This is a genomic window from Rhodococcus sp. FH8 (genome assembly GCF_019266085.1).
GTDB lineage: Bacteria > Actinomycetota > Actinomycetes > Mycobacteriales > Mycobacteriaceae > Rhodococcus_F > Rhodococcus_F qingshengii.
Map to the genome: position 1 here is coordinate 302309 of NZ_LPNQ01000057.1, position 21450 is coordinate 323758.

The following is a 21450-nucleotide window of genomic DNA, read 5'->3' on the forward strand; positions in this document are numbered from 1 at the left end:
GTGCCACCGCCACAGCGGATTTTCTGTCGACCGCACCCAAGCAATCCGATGCATTCACGTTTCCGCTTCCTGCCCGAACCACGGCCGCACACAGCAGCGGAGAGGACCTTTCAGTGCCAGCTTCAACACGCGAATCATCGAGGACGCTCGAAACTCGGAGTCGTACCGTCGTACGTCGCGACGCGATGGGCGTAGCCGCCGTTCGAGTGGCCGGTCGACTCACCCACACCGAACTCATCGCAAATCAGGCCTCACCCTCGAGCGCACATTCCTCCGATCCCACGACGGATCTGGACGAGTTGCTCACGATGCTCGGCAGCTACCTGTTGTCCTCGGGGTTCGAACATCCCGAAATCCACGCCAAGCTGGGCGGACAGTCGATCGTCGTCAACCTCGTATCGCCGGAGATCAGCGCGAGCTGATCTGGGCCCAGCTGCCCCTTAGGGCCACAGCACTGCTCGTGTCCATGCTCGGTCCGAGCCGCGCCGGTACAACCACCGCTGATGTCGACGCCCGGAGTCTGCCTGCCAGAACTCGACAGACTCCGGCTCGAGGCACCACGCACGCCAGTCCTTCGACACGAACCCTGGGTCGTCGCTGATTCTTGCTTCCGCAGCGGCCACCGACATGTCGTACGCCCCTAAGTCTTCGAGCACCTCGCTCTGCTCACTTGCCGTCGCCACCGCTCTCGCCGTGACGGAGCGTTCGACGAAGTCTCGGCGTCGAAGTGCGTCGTCGCCCTCGCGAACCGTTCCGCGAATCCGGACCTGTTGGCCTGTTTCGCGCCAGTAGAAGGCGAGCGATGCTCGCGGATTTTCTTTCAACTCAACACCTTTCGGCGAAGCAGCTGAACCAGAGAACCAGAACCCACCCTCGGTCACGTCCTTGAGGATGAGGAAACGAGAATCAGGCATACCGTCGCCGTCCACGGTCGAGAGCGCACACACGTGTGGCTCGACGACGCCGAAGGCCACGGCCGCACGGAGCCAGTCGAGGAACAACTCCCCCGGCTTTTCCGGAAAACACTCGGGCGCGGGCGGCGGAGTTCCGGTCAGCGCGGGGATACCGCGAATCCACGTCCGTACGTCAGGCAGCGAAAAATCTGCATCAACCATGAGCCGACTCTAATCGCGGGCGACCTCAGGAGACGTTGCGAACGACCGAGTCGCCGAACGACGGTTGCTGCAGCAGCGCCCACTTGTTGGACGTCAATCGGAAACTCGGCATGTCGGCGAGCGCCACCACCGATTCCCAGGTCCGCTCGTAGCTCGTGTGGGAGATTCGCCATTCACCGTCGCTGCAGCGGGTGTATCTGTCGTGATAGAAGGCCGATCCGCGAAGCAGCATGCCGTCTTCGGGGATTACCACTGTGTCCGCGAGGCACCAGATCCCGGTTGCGGTGTCTCCGTCGACGTCGATCTCGGGTTGCCCGCACTGATGTTCGGTGATGATGTGTGATCCGAGAGTGTTCTCGAGGAAGGAGACGAACGAATCTCGGGAATCGAAACTGAGTTGTTCTCCGTAGATCGCGGTGGCGTCGACGGTCAGAGTGTCGGCGAATTCGACCCACGATTTGGTGTCCAAGGCGCGTGCGTATCGGTACTTGAGTCTTTGGATGAGAACAATCGCTTCGAGATCCATGATCCCCGCCTCCCGGTGCAGCAACCACCCGTCCTATGTGTGCACATTAGCCTGTATCACGCCGAAACGGGCATTACTCTCAAAGCTAGTAGAAATGTCAGCCGATAACACGCTTTTCCAGGCCGTCGAGCATGATCGTGATCTTCTCGTCCAACCAACCTCGCCCGTGCCACGTCGATTCGTCGCCGATTCCCTCGATCAACGACTCCGATGCATTCCAACTTTCCTGATACGCCTGTCGCGCGGAACGTGAATCGGCGGAGCTGACGGTCTTGTCCATCGCCGCCATCATTGCGAACTGCGTCATCGTCACCTCGGAGATGAAGTCCACCGCCAATATCGCATCGTGGGGTGTGAAGCCTTGCGCAGTCAACGAACCGACCAGTTTCTCCACGATCTCGATTATCGCCGGCGGCGTGCCCGGAACTGCGAGACCGACCTGGGCCAGACCTGGATAGCGCTCGAACGAGGACCACAGAACGTCGCAGAAATCCTTCAGGAATTCGCGCCACGGACGATTCGTATCGGGCCATACAGTCTGACGCACAACATGATCCGAGCAGGCACGCAGCAGCGCTTCGCGGTCTGCGAAGTAGCGATAAAGTGCAGAATGACTGACGCCCAGCCGCTTTGCCACGCTCGGCATGGTCAGTTCACTCAGATCACCGGCGAGGGCGGCCTCGACGATGTCCACTGTCGACAACGTCGGCGGCCGCCCCGTCTTCTTTCCGGTCTGCATTCTGCTCAGCTTGCCACCAACCGCCATCCCGACGCACGGTGGCGCTGGTTCCAGAACGCGGCGTAGTTCCCACCGGCTGCGAGCAGAACTTCGTGGGTTCCCACTTCGACGATCGATCTGTCGTCACCGAGCACGATGATCTGATCTGCGGCCACGACGGTCGACAGTTTGTGAGCGATCACGAGCAGTGTGCTTTCCCTGGCGAGTTCTTGCATCGCACGCTGCACGTGTGCCTCGTTCTCGGGATCGAGCGCGGCCGTCGCCTCGTCGAGCAGAACGACAGGTGCGCGTTTGAGGAGTGCGCGCGCAATGGAGACCCGCTGCCGCTCTCCACCGGACAGTGCCGTCCCGCCCTCACCGACACGGGTGTCCCAACCCCGCGGAAGCCGCTCGACGATTTCCGCGACGCCCGCGATCCGAGCCACGTCGAAGACTTCCTCGTCCGTGGCTTCGGGGCGGCCGAGGCGGATGTTCGCGATCAACGTGTCGTCGAAGAGGTACACGTCCTGGAAGACCAGAGACAGCTGCGACATCAGGTCGGCACTCGTGAGGTCCCGCACGTCGACGCCGCCGACACGCACCACACCGGAGTCGACGTCGTAGAAGCGCGAGATCAACCGGGTGACGGTGGTTTTGCCGGACCCTGACGGACCGACCAACGCCGTCAACGACTTCCGTGGCACGTCGAAGGAGATGTTTCGCAGAACCTGCCCACCGTCCGCGTATCCGAAGTCGACGGCGTCGAACTGCACTGCCGTCTCCCCCGTCGCCGTCCCGCTGGTATCGGGTTCGACCATTGGTTCAACTTCGAGGATCTCGGACATTCGCCGGATTTCATTGCGTGCCATTCTGATTGCACCGCCGAACTCGCCGATCTCACCCAGCGGCTGGATGAACCGTGCGGTCAGTCCGAGTAGCGCGATCAACGTGACCGGATCGATGTCGCCGCCGAGCGCGAGGAACGCGCCCAAGATGATCACGGCAGAGAACACGAATTGCAGGGCGATCCCGTTGACCACGGACCCGATCACCACGAACCACAGTTGTGAACGACCGGCAGTGTGTTGCGCTTCGATCGCGTCGTCGAGCGGTTCGTACACCCCGTGGGTGCGTCCGAAAGCACGCAGGACCGGTTGGCAACGCGCGTATTCGAGCACTCGATTGTTCGATTCGACGGCCGCTGCATGAGCCCGATCGTCGGCCTTGGCAGTCATCGTCGAGGCAAATCGTGCTGCCGCGAAGAGAATCGGAACGCTGATTACCAGCGCGAGCCCGAGCCGCCAGTCGAAGAACAACATGCACACGACAATGGTTGCCGGGCTGGCAATTCCGGAGATGATCGGTGTCATCAGGTGCGCAGCGGCCCCCATCACCGAGATGGTGCCCTTGCTGGCAACCTGCGATACCTGCCCGAGTCGGCCGGCGCCGAACCAGCCGAGCGGCAGAGTGACGAGATGATCTCCCAGGCGCAGATGCATCGTCCGCAGCAGAGTGAGGGCCGACTCGAAACCCTTCATCGCCTGCAGGTAGTGCGCAATCGAACTGATCACAGCGCATACGGCCATGGCGGCGAGCCACCGAACGAAACTGCCCCAGCTCTGATCGAACAGTGCCTGCACCGCAGGGACCAGAAGCGCCACTGCCAAACCCTGCATCACGCCGTACAACACTGCCCACACCAGGAACTCGCGATAACGGCCCTGATTCTGCGGGCCGAGTATCCGGAAGAGGTCGCGAATCATGAGTTGGCCTTTCCTGCTGCGTCAGACTTACCTGCGGTGTTGCGTTCAATCGAGTCGGCCCGACTGTGCTCAATCGAGTCGGCCCGACTGTGTTCAATCGAGTCGGCCCGACTGTGACTCGCCCACATCCGCGCATAGGTTGAACCACTCGCCACAAGCTGATCGTGCGTGCCCTTCTCCACGATCCGTCCGGCGTCGAGGACCACGATCTGATCGGCACTCACGATCGAAGCCAACCGGTGCGCGATCACCAGCACGGTGCGCCCCACCGTCAAACGCGACAGCGCTTCTTGGATATCGGCTTCGGACTCCGGGTCGGCGAACGCGGTTGCCTCGTCGAGCACGAGAACAGGAGTGTCCGCGAGAATCGCACGCGCGATGGAGACTCTTTGGGCTTCACCACCCGAGAATCTGGCGTCGACCCCGACCACCGAGTCGTACCCCCTCGGGAGCGCTTCGATTCGGGTGTCGATCTGCGCGGCTGCGGCAGCGGCCTTCACCTCGGCCGAAGTCGCCTGCGGTCGGGCAAGCCGAATGTTGTCGAGCACGGTCGCTTCGACCAGCTGCACGTCCTGCAGAACGAATCCGACGTGGCGGTACAGCTCGTCGGTAGCGACTTCCCTGACGTCGACACCACCGATGGCCACGGATCCGGCACGCACGTCGTGGAACCTCGGAACCAGCGTTGCCAGCGTCGACTTACCCGAACCCGAAGGTCCGACCAGCGCCGTCACCGTACCCTCCGGCAGCGTCAGATCAATGTCGGTCAGAACGTCGGCGCCGTCGTCGTATGCAAAGGAAACTCCGGAGAATCGAACTTCGTTCCCCACAGGCTTTTTCGGATGATCGGTTTCCGGCAGAGCGTCGGTTGCGAACAGCGCGATCAGTCGCGCCGCAGCGGCGGCTGCCTCACGGCGTGCCTGCATACCGAAACCGATGGTCGTCACCGACACCGGAATCACCATCGCGACAAGAGAACTGGTCAGCACATCGATGGGTGACACCCATCCGGAGTGAACGAACCACGAGCCGAGGCCAAGGTTGACCACCAGCACAACCGGTGCGCTCAACGCAATCGAGGCCAGCGCCTCGGTCCGGAGCATCGGGCGAACCCAGCCCTCGTACGAGACGGCAAACGCCTTGGCAGCGTCGCGGTATCGAGAATGTGACTGCTTGTCCTGACCGAAGGTCTTGACCACTGCGATGCCGGTGACGAACTCGACGATGGTGTTGCTGATGGCCGCGATGCCCTCATTCACCCGGCTCATCTTGACGGCCATGTCCTTGGTCATCATGGCGTAGGCGATCATGTAGATCGGGAGGGTGGCAATCGCGACCAGTCCCAGACGCCAGTCGATCGAGATCACGTAGCCGAGCCCGACGAGCGGCACCGCGATGGCGCCGGTGGTCTCGACGGCGCTGTGCGCAACCAGGTAGTGGAGATCGGAGATGTCGTTCTGCGCGGCTTTTCGCACGGTTCCGGACGAGTGGGAGGTGAACCAGCCCAGTGGAAGTCGACCCAGTGTCGCTGCGATTCGACGCCGAAGCACAGCTTGAAGATTGACATCGGCGAAGTGCGTCACGATCAATGCACCGCCTCCGAAGAACGCACGCATACCCAGACCGAAGACGACCACCCACACGATCGTCCAGACGCGAGACGAGTCGATGTCGCCGCCCACGATCAGCGTCTTACCCAACTCGGCGATGGCCACGTACGGCACGATGGCCGCGACCGCGGCGATCACCTGCATCACCATCGCGATGATGGTCCGTGTACGAACTGGCGCAAGGAGTTCGCGAAGCGCGCTCTTGTGCGCCGCCGCTTCAGCTTTGGCTTGCGAGGCTTCGGCCGCCGCTCCTTGTGATACGTCGGCCTCCTCAGATGAAATGTCTGCTTTCGTAGCCTCTGTCGTCGTCATTTCGAGAACGCCTTCCATCGGGTAACTGCGTCGGCGTCGGATGCGATGCGGCCTTGGAGTTCCGCGCCGGTGAGAGTGCGATCGGCAAGAGCCTCGAGGTCTTCGAGGATCCAGTAGACCGCGAAAGGATAACTGCCGAACCAAAGTTCACCGCTCACGTCCACTGTGCGTCCGGCCTTCACTGCGGAGATCTCGTTGAACAGTGGATTTGCGTGAACTAGAGCGCCGTCGTAGATGTTGCCCGAGGTCACCACCATCGCGTCCGCCGCGTGCTGTCCGACCTCCTCGCCTGACACCGAAGACGTGGCAACACCTGTGTTGGGGCCGATCTTCGCGTCGAGTTCGGCTTGCGGGCGCCCGAAACCGGCTTCCTCGATGATCGAGGACATCGGCGACTGTGGGATGACGGTGTACATGCCGCCGGAGAATCCCACCAGCACTGACAGCGTCTGCGGTTGCGCCTCGACCGTTCCGGATACTTCGGCAAATTTGGTCTCGAGCCTCGACACGATTTCGCGAGCTTCGGACTCTCGACCCAGTGCAGTCGCCGCGGTATTCAGAACTTCGCGCCACGGCGCCGCATAGGCGAGCACCGTCGTCGGGGCAATCTCGTTGGCCTGCAAGGTGATCGACGTCAACGAGCCGACATCACTGAGCAGGATTCGGTCAGGATGAACGGCCGCGATCTGCTCCACATCTGGTGATTGGAAGAACGTCGGTTTGTCGACGACCTCGATCCCCTCACTCTGCAATATCTCCTTCGCCGCCTGCGACTGCAGCGTGGCGAAGACCGTATCGGGCTTGACCCCGAGCGTGAGTGCGTTGAGCGCTGCGAACTCGTCCAGTGCGAGCAGTTTCTGAGGTGCAGGTACGGCCGACGACTCGCCTGTTTCCGATGCGTCTGCGTCATCGCCGCCCACGGAGCAACCGACAAGCGCCGTTGCTGTCGCTGCGAGTGCCGTTGCTCGCAGGCCCCACTGCTGCCGCATCCTTCTCTCCCCGCTTTAGTTACACGCTGTCTCGATTAGGGGAGCCTACAATAAGTCACGCCTTTTGTGCAGTCCTCGTCGCTGGAAGTGCAATCGCCGGCAGACAGGCGACAACACTGATGACGGCACCCATCACGAACGCCAGCGCGAACGAGTCGCCGGAAATGCCGATCGCCAGGACCGCTGTGGTCACCGGGGCGCCCACCGCCGAACCGACGGTTCTGATCACACTGTTGACTCCACTGGCTGCTGCCATTTCCGATGGCTGGACGATCGAGGCAACCAACAGAGCACAGACCGCGAACCCCACGCCGTTCCCCAATCCGACGAGGGAAAAGAACGCCACGATCGCAACCACCGAACTCGGCCAGATCGCGAGTCCGACTGCGCCCGCCGCCATGAGGGCCAGCGCTATGACAGCGGGCACCCGCGGCCCGAATCGCCGCGCGAGAGCCGGCGTCAAGCGGCCACCGAGAAAGACGAGGACAGCGGCGGGCAAGAGCGCCAAGCCGGTCTGCACAACGGTGAACCCGCTTCCATACGTGGACGTTTCCGGCGCCTGGAGGATCCGCGGCAGACAGAGATAGAAAATGTACGGCACGAACCCGAACACCAGGGTGAGTGCGCTGGTGATCAGCATCGGATTGTCCCGAAAAACTCGCATGTCGACGATCGGCGCGTCGTGGCGGGAATCGACGGCAATCAGTGTCGCGAACGAAACGAACGCGACTACCACCAGACCCCAGAATCCGAGCGACAAAACTCCCCAGTCGGAGGCTTTCGTGATCGCCAATAGCAGGCTCACCAATCCGAACGCCAGAGCGCCGGCACCGGCCCAGTCCGTCGGCATACCCGGGCGGCGATGCGAGCCCGGAACCACGGCCACCACTGCGACCAATGCGAGCACGATCAAGATCCCGGTGATCACGAACAACCACTGCCAACTGAGATACTCGAGGATGACACCGCCGATCACCAGTGCACTTCCGGCACCGATTCCCAAAGTCCCAGCGAGCCAACCTATCCCTGAAGACAACTCGGGACCTACTACCGTTCTCCGCAGTACTGCCATCGCAAGCGGGAAGCTCGCCATGCTCACTCCCTGGACAGCTCGAACGACAAGCAGCACCCCGATATTCGGGGCGGCTGCCGCGGCAAATGTCGCGAGAGCGAAGATGATCAGGACGATCACCAGGACTCGCTTGTCGCCGAATCGGTCACCCATCGCGCCGACTATCGGAGCCATCACCGCGGCCGCCAACAGGTACGCCGTCAGGATCCAGCCGGTCACCGCCACGGACGTGTCGAAATGCTCACCCAACACCGGCAACGCCGGTACCAGCATGGTCTGCATGAGCGAGTAGACGAGTACCGCCCCCGCAAGCGCGGCGATCACCCGGCTCCCGGATCGCGTGGGCGCCTCCGCCAAGGTTGTCATCGACACCTTCCTCCAATCATGAATCGAATCGGAACGGAACACTCCGTTCCGATTGAGTAAACCATGCATTGCTAGCCTGTGGGAATGGCGAAAGAGAATGCGAGCCTCCCCGGACGCGCCCGAGAAGCCGCAGACAACGACGTCACCGTACTGCGAGCAGCGCGCGAGATTTTTGCCGAACAGGGTTGGAATGCACCGGTATCGGCAATTGCCACCCGGGCCGGAGTGGGAGTAGGCAGCATCTATCGCCGATACCGAGGCAAGGAGGAACTGGCGCAATCCCTGCGCGTCTGGGCGATCGACCACCTCGCCACCCTCGCCCGAGAGTGCATGAGCACCGCGAAAACCGATGAAGCCGTATTGAAGACGTTCTTCTCGCGATATCTCACCGAATCAGTGGGACCGCTCATTCCGGTCCTCGGCGGCAAGTTGCCTGAACACGCCGAAGTCACTCGTGCCGCCGAAGAATTGGAGGCCGCACTGCAATCGATGGTCGACGTCTGCATCGACGCTCGCGAAGTCCCGCCCGACTTCACTGCTGCGGACGTCATGCTCATGACAGTGCATCTGCGGCCGACTCTGCCGATCGAGGGTGATCGAGCCACCGAAATACACACGCGCTATCTCGACTTCATGCTCGACGGACTTCGTGGCGGAACACCTCGACCAACGATCACTCCCCCGTCCTGGAGCGAATGGCTTCAGATGTGGCAGGGCAACTGACCCCGAGAACACCCGAATGACATGTCAGGTTAGGCTTACCTAGCTTATTTCGCCATGTTCGGAAGGTTCTCATGAAAATCAATCGCCGGCTCGCCGGCTTCGCCGCACTACCCGCCGTCGCCACGCTCCTACTCGCCGGTTGCGGAAGTAGCGACGCAGCGCCCTCTGCCGAGACCAGGTCTGCCGACCAGTCCTGGAGTTACACAACGGGATACGGAAACACGATCACCCTCGACCACGCCCCGGAGCGGATCGTCGTCGACGCGTACTCCGCTGCGGCTCTGTGGGACTACGGCATTCGGCCGGTCGGCATCTTCGGTTACGGCGTCGGCAATCCAGACGTCACCGATCGCGCTGACGAGTCGACGATGACCGTCGTCGGCCGTGAAGGTGAACTCAGCGCGGAAGCTCTTGCGGCGCTGGACCCAGACCTGGTCATCGGGTACGGCAACAGCGACGACCCGACACGATGGACTTGGTGGGACGAGCCGATGGGCAAGACCGTCAACAATGTTGCACCGTTTGTCGGCGTCAAGTTCTCCGGAGCCTCGACACCGGACGTGTTGAACGAGTACGCCTCACTCGCCGAAGCACTCGGCGGGAACACCGACACAGCCGCAGCACGCGAGGGCAAGGAAGCATTCGAATCCGGTGCAGAGCGCATCCGAACTGCTGCGGCCAAGGTCGACGACATCGAAGTCCTCGCCCTGAACGGTGACAGCTCCGAGTTGTACGCAGGCACAACGGCGCTCGCTCAGTTCGGGTACCTGAAGGAACTGGGCGTGAAGTTCACCGGTCCGGGAGGCGACAAGGGCTGGGCCGATCTCAGCTGGGAACAGGTACCGGACTATCCGGCGGACATCGTGTTCCAGTTCGCGAAGTCGGCAGAGGCATTCGCGGCATCACCCGTGTTCGTCAAGCTGCCCGCGGTGACCGCGAACCAGGTGATCGACTTCGACGACAAGCGTCCCAACACCTACGCCAATTACGGCGCCTGGTTCGAGCAGGTTGCACAACTACTCGACCAGGCCCGCAACGTCGCCTGAATTACTGCCCAGCAGTGATTCGTCCGGCCGCTTCCTCGAGAACGTCGAGGAAGATGGCCGCGGTGAGCGCAAATCCTTGGTTGTATCGCGCGTCGCTGGTCAACACGTTGCCCGCTTGAACTGCAGGCAACCGCTGCCACGTCGGCTGCGACTTGATCGCGTCGAGCGCTTCCTGATCGCGTGCTTGGGCGATGATCACATCCGCCGGAGCCAATGTGTCGAGTTGCTCGAACGACAACTCGAACGAGTTCTCTGCATTGTCGTCGTCACGGAAAAGCACGTCCAGGCCGGCATCGAGTGCAACACTGATTCGCAGATTCCGTTGATGCACAAGGAAGCCCGTCGGCGTCTGAACGCCGAACACGATCTTCTTTCCGCCCAGCTTCTCCTGCAACATCGGTCGCAGTCTCGCGAGCTTGTCGTCGTACTCCGCAATGGAAGCCTCGGCGATCGTCACCCGGTCGAGCTGGCTCGCCTGCGCCATCAGAGCACCTCGCCAGTCGACCGGGTGCCCGGCAATCGGTTCGACGTCGTCGCCGACGACCAACAGCGGCGCGATGGAAGACAAGCGCTCGGTGCCGTACCAGTCACTGGTGTATCCGATCGCAGTGATGACGATCAGATCGGGCTCGAGAGCGAGCAGAGCCTCGAAGTTGGTGGAGAAGTCGCCGGCGACGTTGACGAAGCTCGCGTCCTCGATGGTGCGGCCGGGAAACTGGAATCCTGCCTTGGCGTCGGGGAACCAGAAGTTGCCCGATCCGACGATCGGGTAGTCCATCATCATCGCGAATTCGAGGTCGACGCGGCCGTCGAGCACCACCACACGCCTCGGGTCGCGCGGAACGTCGCCGCTGAACTCGGCCCACGTGTACGGGAGAGTGTCACTGGCAGAGTCGGATTCGCCATCGGAGCTTCCGCAGGCGCTCAGCGCCAATGCTGCAGCCACACCAGCTGCGCCACCGAAGAATCGGCGTCGCGAAATGCGGTCGACGATCTGAGCCCACTCCGTGTCGGTAACCTGCGCATCCAGGACGAGTGTCATACCTTTGCTCCTTCGATGTTTCGCTGACGCTCGCGTCCCAGCGGAATGACCAGCGGTGTGTGGGAAACCGGATCGTCGATGATGCGGCACGCCATGCCGAACACCTCCTGCACCAGTTCTTCGGTGATGATCTCCGCGGGCGGGCCCTCGGCGACCACCGCGCCGTCCTTCATCGCGATGATGTGAGTTCCGTAGCGGCACGCGTGATTGAGATCGTGAAGCACCGCCACCAGCGTGTGTCCGTCGTTCTCGTTCAGATCGCGGCAGAGTTCCAGCAGCTCGATCTGGTGCGCGATGTCGAGGAACGTTGTCGGCTCGTCCAGTAGCACCAACGGAGTCTGCTGCGCGAGAACCATAGCTACCCAGACACGTTGGCGCTGACCACCGGACAGTTCGTCGACCGGCCTGGCCGACAGATCCGTGACCTTGGTTGCTTCCATCGCCTTGATGACGGCGGCCTCGTCCTCTCGGGACCACTGGCGGATCAGCTTCTGGTGCGGATAACGCCCTCGCGCAACCAGATCGGCGACTTTGATTCCGTCCGGCGCGATCGACGTCTGCGGCAGAAGCCCGAGTCGCCTCGCAACTTCCTTTGCCGGGTACGACGTGATCGCCTTACCGTCGAGAAGGACCTTGCCGGTGGTCGGCTTGAGCAACCGGGACAGCGCACGCAGAAGCGTCGACTTGCCGCAGGCATTGGGACCGACGATGACGGTGAAGCCACCGTCGGGGATTTCGACGTCGAGGTGTTCCGAGATGACGCGCTTGTCGTAACCGATCGTGACGTCCTCGGCGCGAAGCCGATTCGTCCTTTCGACCACGACGGCGGCCGTACTTGTCTCGTTCACGCTGTTCCTCGTTCCTTCACCGATCACTGCTTACGTGCCTCTCGCGCGAGAAGCCATACGAAATAGATGCCACCGATGGAGACGGTGACGACGCCGACCGGCAACTGTGTCGGCGCGAAAGCTCGCTGCGCCACCCAGTCGCTGACCATCAGCAACGCGCCACCCATTGCTGCCGACGGCAGCAGGGTCACTCCGGCACTACCGGTCAATCGCCTCACCAACTGCGGAGCCGCAAGAGAGACGAACCCGATGGGACCGGCCGCTGCTGTCACCATGGCCGTCAGGGCGACGCCGAGAACAACCAGGGAAAGCCGCGTGGGTTCGGCCCGGACGCCGAGCGCCTTGGCGGCGTCGTCGCCCATCTCGAGCATCTGCATCCGCCTGCCCAACACCAGGATCAGCGGAACGAGGATGGCCAGCACGACGACCACCGGCCACACCTGAGTCCAGCCGAGGCCGTTCAACGAACCGGCACCCCACACTGCGGCAGCCATGGCGTCGTCAAGTTTCGCCTTGAGGATCATCCAGGTGTTGACCGAGCCCAACATCGCGCTGATGGCGATACCGACGATGATCAACCGGAATCCCTGCACACCTCGCTTGTACGCAAGGAGATAAACAACTGCTGCGGTGGCGATTCCGCCCACCAGAGCACCGACTGCGATCTCGTAGTAAGTACCACCGATGAGGAGGATGACCACCAGAGCGCCCGTGTACGCACCGGAGTTGAAGCCGATGATGTCCGGGCTACCCAACGGGTTCCTGGTCAGCGATTGGAAGATCGCACCGCTCATACCGAGCGCCGCACCGAGCATCAGCGCCAACAGAACTCGGGGCAGACGCCATTCCACGACGACCATGTGGATACGCGCGGGGGCTTCGCCGAACAGTGCACCGAGGACGTCCCCGATCGGCACTTGGTAGTCACCACTACCGAGCGCGATGACACCGATGGCCAATGCAAGCGCAACGAGGACGAGGCAGACTGTGACCGTGCGGACGTCGATCCGCGCGGACCAGCCTTCTTTGGGTGAGCGCACCACCGTGGTGGCGCGCCCGAAATCGATGCTCACAGACCGCTCACCTTGCTTCGACGCACCAGCATGATCAGCACCGGAGCGCCGATGAAGGCCGTGACGATACCGACCTGAAGTTCACCCGGGCGCAGCACGATTCGGCCGACGACGTCGGAGAAGAGAAGAAGAATCGGCGAGCACACCAACGTGTACGGGAGAATCCATCGCTGATCCGGTCCGACGAACCATCTCGCGACGTGCGGAACCATCAAACCGACGAATCCGATCGGCCCGGCCGCAGCTGTCGCCGCGCCGCACAGCAATGTCACCGCGATGACACCGAGGATGCGAGTACGAGTGATGTTGGCACCGAGCGAACGTGCCAGATCGTCACCCAGGGCCACCGCGTTGAGTTGGCGCGCCAACGCGAGCGCCAGGAAGAGCCCGATGAGAATGAATGGGGCAACGGCCAGAACGATTTCCAACGAACGCCCGCTGAGTGAGCCGGCATTCCACTGGCGCATCTGGTCGAAGGCGGTCGGGTTGAGCAAGGTGATCCCGGACGAGATGCCGCCGAGCACGGAGCCGATGGCAACACCGGCAAGCGTCAGCCGAATGGGCGTCGCACCACCTCGACCGATCGAGCCCAGCGTGTAGACGATCGCTGTGGCTATCACCGCTCCGAGGAAAGCGAACCATATGTACGACCAGATGCTGGTCAAGCCGAAGACCGCGACGGCAACGACCATCGCGAAGCCCGCGCCGGCATTGACACCGAGAATTCCGGGATCAGCCAAGGGATTTCGTGTCATCGCCTGGATGAGGCCACCGGCCACACCCAGTGCTATACCGACGATCAGACCGAGCAGAGTACGAGGTAGCCGCAGATCACGGATGATCACGTGATCATTGGAATCGTCGTAGTTCACCAGCGCGTCGATCACGGTCCCGAACGGAATGGTCTTCGATCCCACCGCGATACTCAGCAGGAGCACGGCGGCGAGCACCACCAGGCACACCAGAAGACCCACCATACGACGAGAGTTGGTCGATACCAGCCCGTCCGGTTGCTTCTGCTTCTCGTGCAGCGACTCGTCGATCAGTTCTTCGGTGTGTTTGTCGACTGCGCTCTTGTCCGCCGCACCGCTGTCGACAGCACTCTTGTCGAATCCAACGGTCACAAGCCGGCGCTCTCTAGAGTCTTCTCGACCTCGTCGCGGATCTCTTCCTCGTCGCGGTCCGATTCCCAGGCCGCATCGAGTGCCGCGCGGACACTTTCGTCGAGGGCCTCGTACTTCGCGTTCCACACCTCGGCTTTGTACGTCCAGTAGCCGATGACCTTGTACTGCTCACCCGGCAACTTCAGTTCGTGGCGAAGGTACTTGCGGATGTCACGGAGCATCGTGCTCTCGCCTGCAACCCACACGTATCCGAGTTCGGTGGGCAGGTTCATCGCGCGAACCGCGTCCGGCAACTTCGACGGTGCAACACCGTTGCCACTGCCGACCAGCCAGATGAACTCGACGTCGGCGTCCGAGGTGATCTGCTGCTTGTGAGACTCGTCCACCACCTCGACGATCGCCTTGGCCGACATCCCGGCGGGCAACTGTTCGATCAAGCGCCCGAGTGCGGGGAGTCCAGTCGCGTCGGCGACGAACACCTGCCAACGTGCGTCGGCCGGGGGCTCGTAGAGGCCACGAGACTCGCCGATCGCCAACTTGTCACCGATCTCGGCCTTCTGTGCCCAGTCGCTGGCGATACCACCCTCGTGAACGACGAAGTCGATCGTCATGCAGCTGGTTTCGGAATCGAACCGTCGCACGGTGTACGGCTGGCACGGGGACGGTTCCTCTCCCTCCGGGTATCGCCAACCGCGCGGTGCATCCGGATCTTCCGCCGGTAGAACGAACTTGCCTGTAGCCGGGACCGGGAAGTGGAGGCGCAGGTATTCGTCACCGGTACCGGTGGTTTCGAAGGCGGTCAGCTCCTCCCCACCGAACACGATACGAACCATTCCCGGGGTCACGTACTCCTTGTGAAGTACCTCGCCGAACACAAGACTCACAACAATCTCCAACATCGATGGAACATGAACCGGACCCGAACACGAGGATCTATCCGACTTCCGGACATAGTTAACCCGTGCTAAGTAAGGTAGACCTTAATTTATTGCAGTGTCGTCGATGAGTCGATGCCTTCTCCGCTGCAACGGGGCCAACTACTATCGCAATTCGGCCAACGCAATACGTATGGCCTGTTCACGACAAGTATTGGCATCGGTGTGACTTCTGACTACCGCCCACGATCCCTAGCGTGGACCCAGTGCCTTCGACACCACTTCTTTCGGCCGAGACAAACGGTCCCCCAACCAGCCCGGCGATCACGCCGCGTCAGGTAATCACACGCGCGATCGCTTCCGAAGGTCGCGGAGCCAAGCTGGCGGCCGCGTCCGTCGGCTTCACCGGCCACCAGGTCGCGGAAGCGTTGGTGCCGGTGGTGATCGGTGCGGTCATCGACCGTGCTGTGGCGACCAACGATGCCGCCGCACTCGGAAAGTGGATCCTCGTTCTCGGAATTCTCTTCACCGGCTTGTTGCTCAGTTGGCGCTTCGCGGCGCGCATCTCCGATTCCGTCACCGAGCACGGAGCACATCGCTTGCGGATGGACATCGCGCGCCGAGGCCTCGATCCGCACGGCATGTCGCCGCGGCGTATGCCGGGCGAGGTCTACTCGATTGCAACATCCGACGCGGGTTCGGTGGCCGGATTCACGCACACGCTGAGCACCAAACTTGCGGCCGCCTGCGGAGTGCTGACCGCCGCGATTTCGCTACTGGTGATCTCGGTGCCACTCGGCCTGCTCGTCATCCTCGGCACTCCCCCGGTGCTGGCTCTCATGCAGGTGGTCAGTCGGCCGCTCGAACGCCGAGCCGAAACCGATCAGTGGCAGGGCGCCAAGGCCGGCGCGCTAGCCGCAGATCTACTCTCCGGACTCCGAATCCTCTCCGGAATCGGCGCCGGAGATGCTGCAGCGCAGCGGTATCGGGCAGCCAGCCGGACTTCGTTGGAAGCAACCCTTCGCGCACAGAGATACCAAGCGATGTACTCCGCCGCCAACGTTGCGATCGCCGGCGCTTTCCTCGCCGTCATCGCGTACGTGGGCGGACGGATGGCAGCGTCCGGGAGCATCTCGGTCGGTGAATTCGTTGCCGTGGTTGGTCTGGCACAGTTCCTTCGGGGTCCGTTGATCGACATCATCTACTTCGGCGCCGGTCTGGCACGGGCGCGTGCTTCCGCCAACCGCGTCGCAGCACTTCTCGGGACCACCGAGGCTGTGACTCCCGCGGGTGAACCTGTGTCCCTGAATCACTCCGAGTTCCTGACGCTGCGCGACGTCGTGTTGGCCGGAGCGTCACCAGTCGATCTCGACGTCAAACGCGGCGAGATCATCGGCATCGTCACCGAGAATGCCGCATGGGCGGATGCGTTGGTCGACGCACTGGCGCGTCGAATCGAGCCTTCGAGCGGAACAATTCATCTCGGCGACAACGCCATTCACGAGCTGCACATCGACGAACTTCGCACTCACGTTCTGGCAGCACCGCACGACGCGGCACTGTTCATCGGCACAGTCGGCGACAACATCGACGCCCTCGCACCGATCGGCAGCCGCAACGACGAGGCCATCGCCGCTGCTGCGGCAGATCAAGTGATCTCGGCACTGCCGCTCGGCCTCGCAACCCGAGTCACCGAGCAAGGGAATTCTTTGTCCGGCGGTCAGCGTCAGCGCATCGCGTTGGCGAGGGCACTGGCGAGCGAAGCTCCCGTCCTGGTCCTGCACGATCCCACCACTGCCGTCGACTCCGTCACCGAAGCGCGCATTGCTCGCGGGATCGCCGAGGTACGCGGGGCGCACGCCACAATACTTCTGACCAGCAGCCCCGTGCTGCTCGATATCTGCGATCGGGTGATCGAGCTGTGAACGAACTACTCCCCACCGCAACACCGAAACAAGCGCGGCGCGCGGCACTTCGGTTGATGGGACCCCACCGGATTTCCGCGATCGCAGCAGTCGTCACCCTGACCGCCGCGACCGCGATCGGTCTGCTCACACCGCTGGTCCTCGGCGCCATGGTCGACGCCGTGACCGACGCAGACGGCGACGCTGTCTCTCGCATCGGCACACTGACTCTCGCGTTGGTCGGTATCGCGGTTGCCTCATCCCTTCTCGTCGGAGTGAGCAACTACCTGCTCGCCGGCGTCGGCGAGCGCGTTGTCGCCGACCTTCGCGAAGAAGTCGTCGTCCGGGTTCTCGACCTTCCGCAGAGCGACGTCGAACGGGCCGGGCGCGGAGATCTCGTCTCCCGCATCACCGGCGACGTGCGGTTGGTGACCCGGGCCGTATCCGAAGCACTTCCGGTTTTTGCCACCGCGGCACTGACCATCGTGTTGACCCTGATCGGATTGGGTAGCCTCGATTGGAGATTCGCCGTCGCCGCGGTGATCGCGGCACCCATCCAGATCCAGGCGCTGCGCTGGTACCTCTCGAGGTCGGCACCGGTCTACCGCGAGGAGCGGGAGGCAGAAGGTGCACGTGCGCAACAGCTCCTGGACTCGCTGAGCAACTCCGACACCGTCGGATCGCTTCGCCTGGCCGAGTCGCATCTCGAACAGATCGAATCTCGATCGATGACGGCCGTCCGGCTGAGCTTGTTGACCACGCGTCTACGCACCAGGTTCTTCGGCCGGCTCAACATCGCGGAGTTCATCGGCCTGTCCGCTGTGCTGATCACCGGCTTCTGGCTGGTGAAAGACGGTCAGATCAGCATCGGTGCCGCCACCGCCGCAGCCCTGTTCTTCCACCGCCTCTTCGATCCGGTGGGCGCGGTTCTCAGCGTGTTCGACGAATTGCAGGAAGGCACAATCGCGATGGCTCGCCTGGTCGGAGTCACGCTTGCGCCCGTGCCATCCGCACCGACCGATCCGCAGGAACCTGTCGACAGCTCAGCTTCTTTGGAACGCGTCACATTCTCGTACCGAAGCGGCGACGCTCCTGTTCTGCGAGACATCGACATCACCATTCCGGCAGGAACCGTCACCGCACTGGTGGGCGCTACCGGAGCCGGAAAATCTACAGTCGCAAAGCTGATCGCGGGAACCTACGAACCGACCGAAGGCGTCGTGAAGATCGGGACGGTGCCCCGGAACGAACTGCCACCGTCGACATCTCGGAGCGCGGTGGCCCTCGTGACTCAGGAGGTCCACGTCTTCGCCGGCACGTTGGCCGAGGATCTGCGGCTGGCCGACCCGTCGGCAACCGACAACGACATCACCGCGGCGCTCGATACCGTCGGCGCGTCGGATTGGCTGCGGGCTCTCCCGGACGGACTCGAAACCGTGGTCGGAGACGGTGGACACCGGCTGACCGCAACACAGGCACAACAACTTGCGTTGGCAAGAATCGAATTACTGGATCCGCCGCTGCTGATTCTCGACGAGGCGACCGCCGAAGCGGGCAGCGCTGGAGCCAGGGTCCTCGACGATGCCGCTCTCGCTCTGACCCGAGGTCGCACTGCTGTCACAGTGGCACACCGACTCTCACAGGCCGTCGACGCCGATCAGATCCTGGTGATGGACGACGGCCGCGTCGTCGAGCACGGCTCTCACGACGAGTTGGTCAACCTCGGGGGTCGGTACGCGGAGCTGTGGGAAGCGTGGTCCGCGCCGCGGAGTTGACCGCGACGGTTGCACCGAGCACTTCCGCCCGGTGCAACCCAACTCAAGCGTGCAGAAGGTACGGCACCGATTCGGGCGCCACACTCCCCTTGTTCATCATGCTGCCGGGCGTACGGCCGGTGACCCGGCGGAACACTGCGACAAAAGCACTCGGAGTTTCGTATCCGACCCGCCTACTGACAACCGAAACCGGCACTCCAGCAGCTAAATACGTCAATGCTGCGCGGACACGTACCTGAATTCGCCACTGCGCAAAAGTCATTCCAGTGCCCTGCGCGAACACACGCGTCAGCGTACGGACGCTACCGCCAGCCGTCAGCGCCCATTCGGACAGCGACCGCTGGTCTGCCGGATTGGCGACCAACGCTTCGGCGACGAACAACGCTCGCGGATCGGTCGGCATCGGAACCTCCACCGCAGCAACTTCGAGCGGCTGCAACATGTCGAAGGCCACCCGCTCGGCGCGACTGCGCGCCTCGTCGGGCATGTTCCGCCGATGCATGTGCAGGAGTACCTCACGCAGGAGAGCGCTGACACCGAACAAGCCCGGAACACCCGACGGCGCCTCGTGAGCCTCGGGCCGGAAGTAGGTGCAGAAGAACTCCGTACCCGGACCGGCCTTCACGGCATGCAACGCCCCGGCAGGCAGCCACAGTCCGGCCGAAGGCGGCACCTCCCAAGTGATGCCGTCAGCGACAACCGTGAGCATTCCACCGGAGTTTCCCCAGATCAGCTCATGTTCAGGATGACGATGCGGGGCCCACTGCCGCTGATGAGAGAGCTTCAGAGTCACCGTTGTCATCGAGTAGGGGTGATCGATGGAACGCGGCCCCACGGGCACCGAAATTCTCTCTGCCACAGCTGTCATGAAGACGAGTATAGGACTTTCGTTAGGCATACCTAAATAGGAACCCGAAAATCGTTGACTGTGACCCCAGAGTTACACATACCAGGGTCCCCGATATCGTGACTGCAACTCCCGGCTACGGGTCGGCAACGAGAGGTACATGATGGTTGACGCATCACGAATCCCGGTCATCGTCGGCGTCGGCGATCTGCGCTGGAATCCTGCCGACGGGCACCGCGAACCCCTCGATCTGATTCACGACGCCACCGTCGCCGCGTTGAACGACAGTGGCCACGCTGAACTGGGAACACAGATCGATTCCGTGTTAGCGATCAAGACAGTCAGCTGGTCGTACGACGATCTCCCCGGGCTGCTTGCCTCACGATTAGGCGCGACCCCCACGGTCACCTCTACCTCGCCGATCGGTGGCCACTGGCCCGCGGCACTCCTCGATCGGATCGGCGCGGCCATCGCTCGCGGTGAATCCTCGGCTGCTCTGCTCGTGGGCGGCGAATCGCACGCCAGCAGCACCGCGCTGCGAAAGTCCGGAGTCGCCCCCGACTCGATCGGGTGGACAGCCGCGCCCGGTGGGCCTCCCGGATTCGATCCGACCGACCTGGGAAGCCCCGAAATGCAGCGCGCCGGTTTCATCGTGCCGACTCGTGTCTACCCGCTCTTCGAGAACTGTTTCAGTGCTGCCGAGGGCCACGACGCCCGTGAATCGCTCGACTGGTCCGCGCGGATGTACGCCGCGTTCTCGGAATTGGCTTCGAAGAATCCCGCCTCCTGGACGTCGGAGATCCGATCGGCAGACGAGATCGGCACCGTCGGCCCCGGCAATCGGATGGTCTCCGAGCCGTACCCGCTGATGCTCAACGCCATGCCTTTCGTCAATCAGGCTGCGGCCGTTGTCGTCTGCTCGTTGTCGACGGCCCGCGAGTTCGGGATCGATGAAAACAAGCTGGTGTACCTCTGGGGCGGCGCAGGTGCGAGTGATCCGTTGGACATACTCAGCCGCAACAGCTTCGACAGCTCGGCCGCGATGCATGACGCCGTACATCGCACACTCGACGGTGCCGGAGTCGGCGCCGACGCACTCGACATCGTCGATGCCTACAGCTGCTTCCCGATCGTGCCCAAGCTGTTGATCCGCGAACTCGGACTTCCCGATACCGCGATCCCAAGCGTCACCGGAGGACACTCGTTCTTCGGCGGACCGCTCAACAGCTACACCCTGCATTCCGTCGCTGAAGTCACCAGGCGAATTCGCGACGGCGCGAACCTTGCCCTCGTCCACGGCAACGGTGGATTCCTCACCTACCAGCACTGCGTACTGCTGTCGTCCGCCGCTCATGCTGGCGGGTACGTCGGTGATCCCGACGCACGCGCGCTAACTGCGGAGGTTCCGGAACTGATCACTGATTACACGGGCACGGCGGAAATAGTTACGGCCTCTGTCGAATACGGCCGCACCGGGGAGCCTGAGATCGGGTTCGTGATCGCGGCAACGCCGGACGGCGGCCGCGTCGCCGGTCACACCGGTCCCGAGAATGCCGCCGAACTGACCCAGCTTCGCGGTGACAACCCTCCGTCGATCGGGCGAACTGTTCACATCAGCGACGAGAACGGGCGACTCACGCTCACGTTCTGACAGTAGCGTTCTGACAGTAGACAGCCGTCAGCACCGGGGCATGGTGATGCCCCGGTGCTCACGTCTTCAGT

General features: G+C 62.7%; 19 protein-coding genes. 6 read left to right on the plus strand and 13 right to left on the minus strand.

The window, feature by feature from the left end:
- Window positions 1-113 precede the first annotated feature (113 nt).
- Window positions 114-422 carry a hypothetical protein gene (locus ATN38_RS33355; protein WP_306669658.1) on the plus strand — a complete coding sequence of 103 codons (309 nt, stop codon included), beginning with the start codon at window positions 114-116 and terminating at the stop codon, window positions 420-422.
- A gap of 18 nt (window positions 423-440) precedes the next feature.
- Here ATN38_RS33355 and ATN38_RS04040 read toward each other — a convergent pair whose 3' ends face one another.
- The 7 genes from ATN38_RS04040 to ATN38_RS04070 form a co-directional block, all read right to left on the minus strand.
- Window positions 441-1115 carry a pyridoxal 5'-phosphate synthase gene (locus ATN38_RS04040; protein WP_218747610.1) on the minus strand — a complete coding sequence of 225 codons (675 nt, stop codon included), beginning with the start codon at window positions 1113-1115 and terminating at the stop codon, window positions 441-443.
- A gap of 25 nt (window positions 1116-1140) precedes the next feature.
- Window positions 1141-1641 carry a nuclear transport factor 2 family protein gene (locus ATN38_RS04045; protein WP_003946235.1) on the minus strand — a complete coding sequence of 167 codons (501 nt, stop codon included), beginning with the start codon at window positions 1639-1641 and terminating at the stop codon, window positions 1141-1143.
- A gap of 97 nt (window positions 1642-1738) precedes the next feature.
- Window positions 1739-2380, minus strand: a complete 642-nt coding sequence (locus tag ATN38_RS04050; RefSeq protein ID WP_054780876.1) for a TetR/AcrR family transcriptional regulator — start codon at window positions 2378-2380, stop codon at window positions 1739-1741.
- Window positions 2381-2385: 5 nt separating this feature from the next.
- Window positions 2386-4122: an ABC transporter ATP-binding protein gene (locus tag ATN38_RS04055; protein ID WP_218747611.1), complete on the minus strand. Its 1737-nt coding sequence runs from the start codon at window positions 4120-4122 to the stop codon at window positions 2386-2388.
- Window positions 4119-6044 (minus strand): ABC transporter ATP-binding protein, encoded by a 1926-nt coding sequence (locus ATN38_RS04060; RefSeq protein ID WP_256931565.1) that lies wholly within the window; start codon window positions 6042-6044, stop codon window positions 4119-4121. The genes ATN38_RS04055 and ATN38_RS04060 overlap by 4 nt, the downstream gene beginning before the upstream one ends.
- Window positions 6041-7033 carry an ABC transporter substrate-binding protein gene (locus ATN38_RS04065; protein WP_054780875.1) on the minus strand — a complete coding sequence of 331 codons (993 nt, stop codon included), beginning with the start codon at window positions 7031-7033 and terminating at the stop codon, window positions 6041-6043. Before ATN38_RS04065 ends, ATN38_RS04060 begins: the two co-directional genes overlap by 4 nt.
- A gap of 55 nt (window positions 7034-7088) precedes the next feature.
- On the minus strand, window positions 7089-8471 hold the full coding sequence (locus tag ATN38_RS04070; RefSeq protein WP_218747613.1) for an MFS transporter: 1383 nt from the start codon (window positions 8469-8471) through the stop codon (window positions 7089-7091).
- 84 nt (window positions 8472-8555) lie between these two features.
- Here ATN38_RS04070 and ATN38_RS04075 point away from each other — a divergent pair, with 84 nt between their 5' ends.
- Together ATN38_RS04075 and ATN38_RS04080 are read left to right on the plus strand one after the other, a co-directional pair.
- On the plus strand, window positions 8556-9194 hold the full coding sequence (locus ATN38_RS04075) for a TetR/AcrR family transcriptional regulator (protein WP_030536301.1): 639 nt from the start codon (window positions 8556-8558) through the stop codon (window positions 9192-9194).
- Between the two features lie 71 nt (window positions 9195-9265).
- The gene (locus ATN38_RS04080; protein ID WP_218747614.1) at window positions 9266-10240 is read left to right on the plus strand and encodes an ABC transporter substrate-binding protein; all 975 of its coding nucleotides are present in this window, start codon (window positions 9266-9268) and stop codon (window positions 10238-10240) included.
- Window position 10241: 1 nt separating this feature from the next.
- Here ATN38_RS04080 and ATN38_RS04085 read toward each other — a convergent pair whose 3' ends face one another.
- Genes ATN38_RS04085 through ATN38_RS04105 form a run of 5 tightly spaced genes read right to left on the minus strand, consistent with a single transcriptional unit; the run spans window position 10242 to window position 15211 of the window.
- Window positions 10242-11282 (minus strand): ABC transporter substrate-binding protein, encoded by a 1041-nt coding sequence (locus ATN38_RS04085; RefSeq protein ID WP_042448949.1) that lies wholly within the window; start codon window positions 11280-11282, stop codon window positions 10242-10244.
- A complete protein-coding gene (locus tag ATN38_RS04090) occupies window positions 11279-12130 on the minus strand; it encodes an ABC transporter ATP-binding protein (protein ID WP_050794099.1) in 852 nt (283 codons plus the stop codon). The genes ATN38_RS04085 and ATN38_RS04090 overlap by 4 nt, the downstream gene beginning before the upstream one ends.
- Window positions 12131-12153: 23 nt before the next feature.
- Window positions 12154-13203 (minus strand): iron-enterobactin ABC transporter permease, encoded by a 1050-nt coding sequence (gene fepG, locus ATN38_RS04095; protein WP_003946259.1) that lies wholly within the window; start codon window positions 13201-13203, stop codon window positions 12154-12156.
- The gene (locus ATN38_RS04100) at window positions 13200-14327 is read right to left on the minus strand and encodes a Fe(3+)-siderophore ABC transporter permease (RefSeq protein WP_218747615.1); all 1128 of its coding nucleotides are present in this window, start codon (window positions 14325-14327) and stop codon (window positions 13200-13202) included. The genes fepG and ATN38_RS04100 overlap by 4 nt, the downstream gene beginning before the upstream one ends.
- Window positions 14324-15211: a siderophore-interacting protein gene (locus tag ATN38_RS04105; RefSeq protein ID WP_228232781.1), complete on the minus strand. Its 888-nt coding sequence runs from the start codon at window positions 15209-15211 to the stop codon at window positions 14324-14326. Before ATN38_RS04105 ends, ATN38_RS04100 begins: the two co-directional genes overlap by 4 nt.
- A 257-nt stretch (window positions 15212-15468) precedes the next feature.
- Between ATN38_RS04105 and ATN38_RS04110 the strand changes: the two genes are divergently transcribed.
- Entirely contained in the window at window positions 15469-17127 is a 1659-nt protein-coding gene (locus ATN38_RS04110; RefSeq protein ID WP_238704716.1) for an ABC transporter ATP-binding protein, read from the plus strand.
- Window positions 17124-18881, plus strand: coding sequence for an ABC transporter ATP-binding protein (locus ATN38_RS04115; protein WP_193595072.1), 1758 nt, complete (start codon window positions 17124-17126; stop codon window positions 18879-18881). Before ATN38_RS04110 ends, ATN38_RS04115 begins: the two co-directional genes overlap by 4 nt.
- A 43-nt stretch (window positions 18882-18924) precedes the next feature.
- Here the strand turns inward: ATN38_RS04115 and ATN38_RS04120 are convergent, their stop codons facing one another.
- Window positions 18925-19749: an AraC family transcriptional regulator gene (locus tag ATN38_RS04120; RefSeq protein ID WP_042920975.1), complete on the minus strand. Its 825-nt coding sequence runs from the start codon at window positions 19747-19749 to the stop codon at window positions 18925-18927.
- 139 nt (window positions 19750-19888) lie between these two features.
- Between ATN38_RS04120 and ATN38_RS04125 the strand changes: the two genes are divergently transcribed.
- The gene (locus ATN38_RS04125; RefSeq protein ID WP_218747616.1) at window positions 19889-21379 is read left to right on the plus strand and encodes an acetyl-CoA acetyltransferase; all 1491 of its coding nucleotides are present in this window, start codon (window positions 19889-19891) and stop codon (window positions 21377-21379) included.
- Window positions 21380-21450: the final 71 nt, after the last annotated feature.

Excerpts from the sequence above, each read along its gene's own strand:
- ATN38_RS04075 (WP_030536301.1), top strand. The coding sequence starts at position 8,556 with ATGGCGAAAGAGAATGCGAGCCTCCCCGGACGCGCCCGAGAAGCCGCA.
- ATN38_RS04085 (WP_042448949.1), bottom strand. The coding sequence starts at position 11,282 with ATGACACTCGTCCTGGATGCGCAGGTTACCGACACGGAGTGGGCTCAG.
- ATN38_RS04065 (WP_054780875.1), bottom strand. The coding sequence starts at position 7,033 with ATGCGGCAGCAGTGGGGCCTGCGAGCAACGGCACTCGCAGCGACAGCA.
- ATN38_RS04080 (WP_218747614.1), top strand. The coding sequence starts at position 9,266 with ATGAAAATCAATCGCCGGCTCGCCGGCTTCGCCGCACTACCCGCCGTC.
- ATN38_RS04060 (WP_256931565.1), bottom strand. The coding sequence starts at position 6,044 with ATGACGACGACAGAGGCTACGAAAGCAGACATTTCATCTGAGGAGGCC.
- ATN38_RS04125 (WP_218747616.1), top strand. The coding sequence starts at position 19,889 with ATGATGGTTGACGCATCACGAATCCCGGTCATCGTCGGCGTCGGCGAT.
- ATN38_RS04055 (WP_218747611.1), bottom strand. The coding sequence starts at position 4,122 with ATGATTCGCGACCTCTTCCGGATACTCGGCCCGCAGAATCAGGGCCGT.
- ATN38_RS04070 (WP_218747613.1), bottom strand. The coding sequence starts at position 8,471 with ATGACAACCTTGGCGGAGGCGCCCACGCGATCCGGGAGCCGGGTGATC.
- ATN38_RS04040 (WP_218747610.1), bottom strand. The coding sequence starts at position 1,115 with ATGGTTGATGCAGATTTTTCGCTGCCTGACGTACGGACGTGGATTCGC.
- ATN38_RS04120 (WP_042920975.1), bottom strand. The coding sequence starts at position 19,749 with ATGACAGCTGTGGCAGAGAGAATTTCGGTGCCCGTGGGGCCGCGTTCC.
- ATN38_RS04050 (WP_054780876.1), bottom strand. The coding sequence starts at position 2,380 with ATGCAGACCGGAAAGAAGACGGGGCGGCCGCCGACGTTGTCGACAGTG.
- ATN38_RS04045 (WP_003946235.1), bottom strand. The coding sequence starts at position 1,641 with ATGGATCTCGAAGCGATTGTTCTCATCCAAAGACTCAAGTACCGATAC.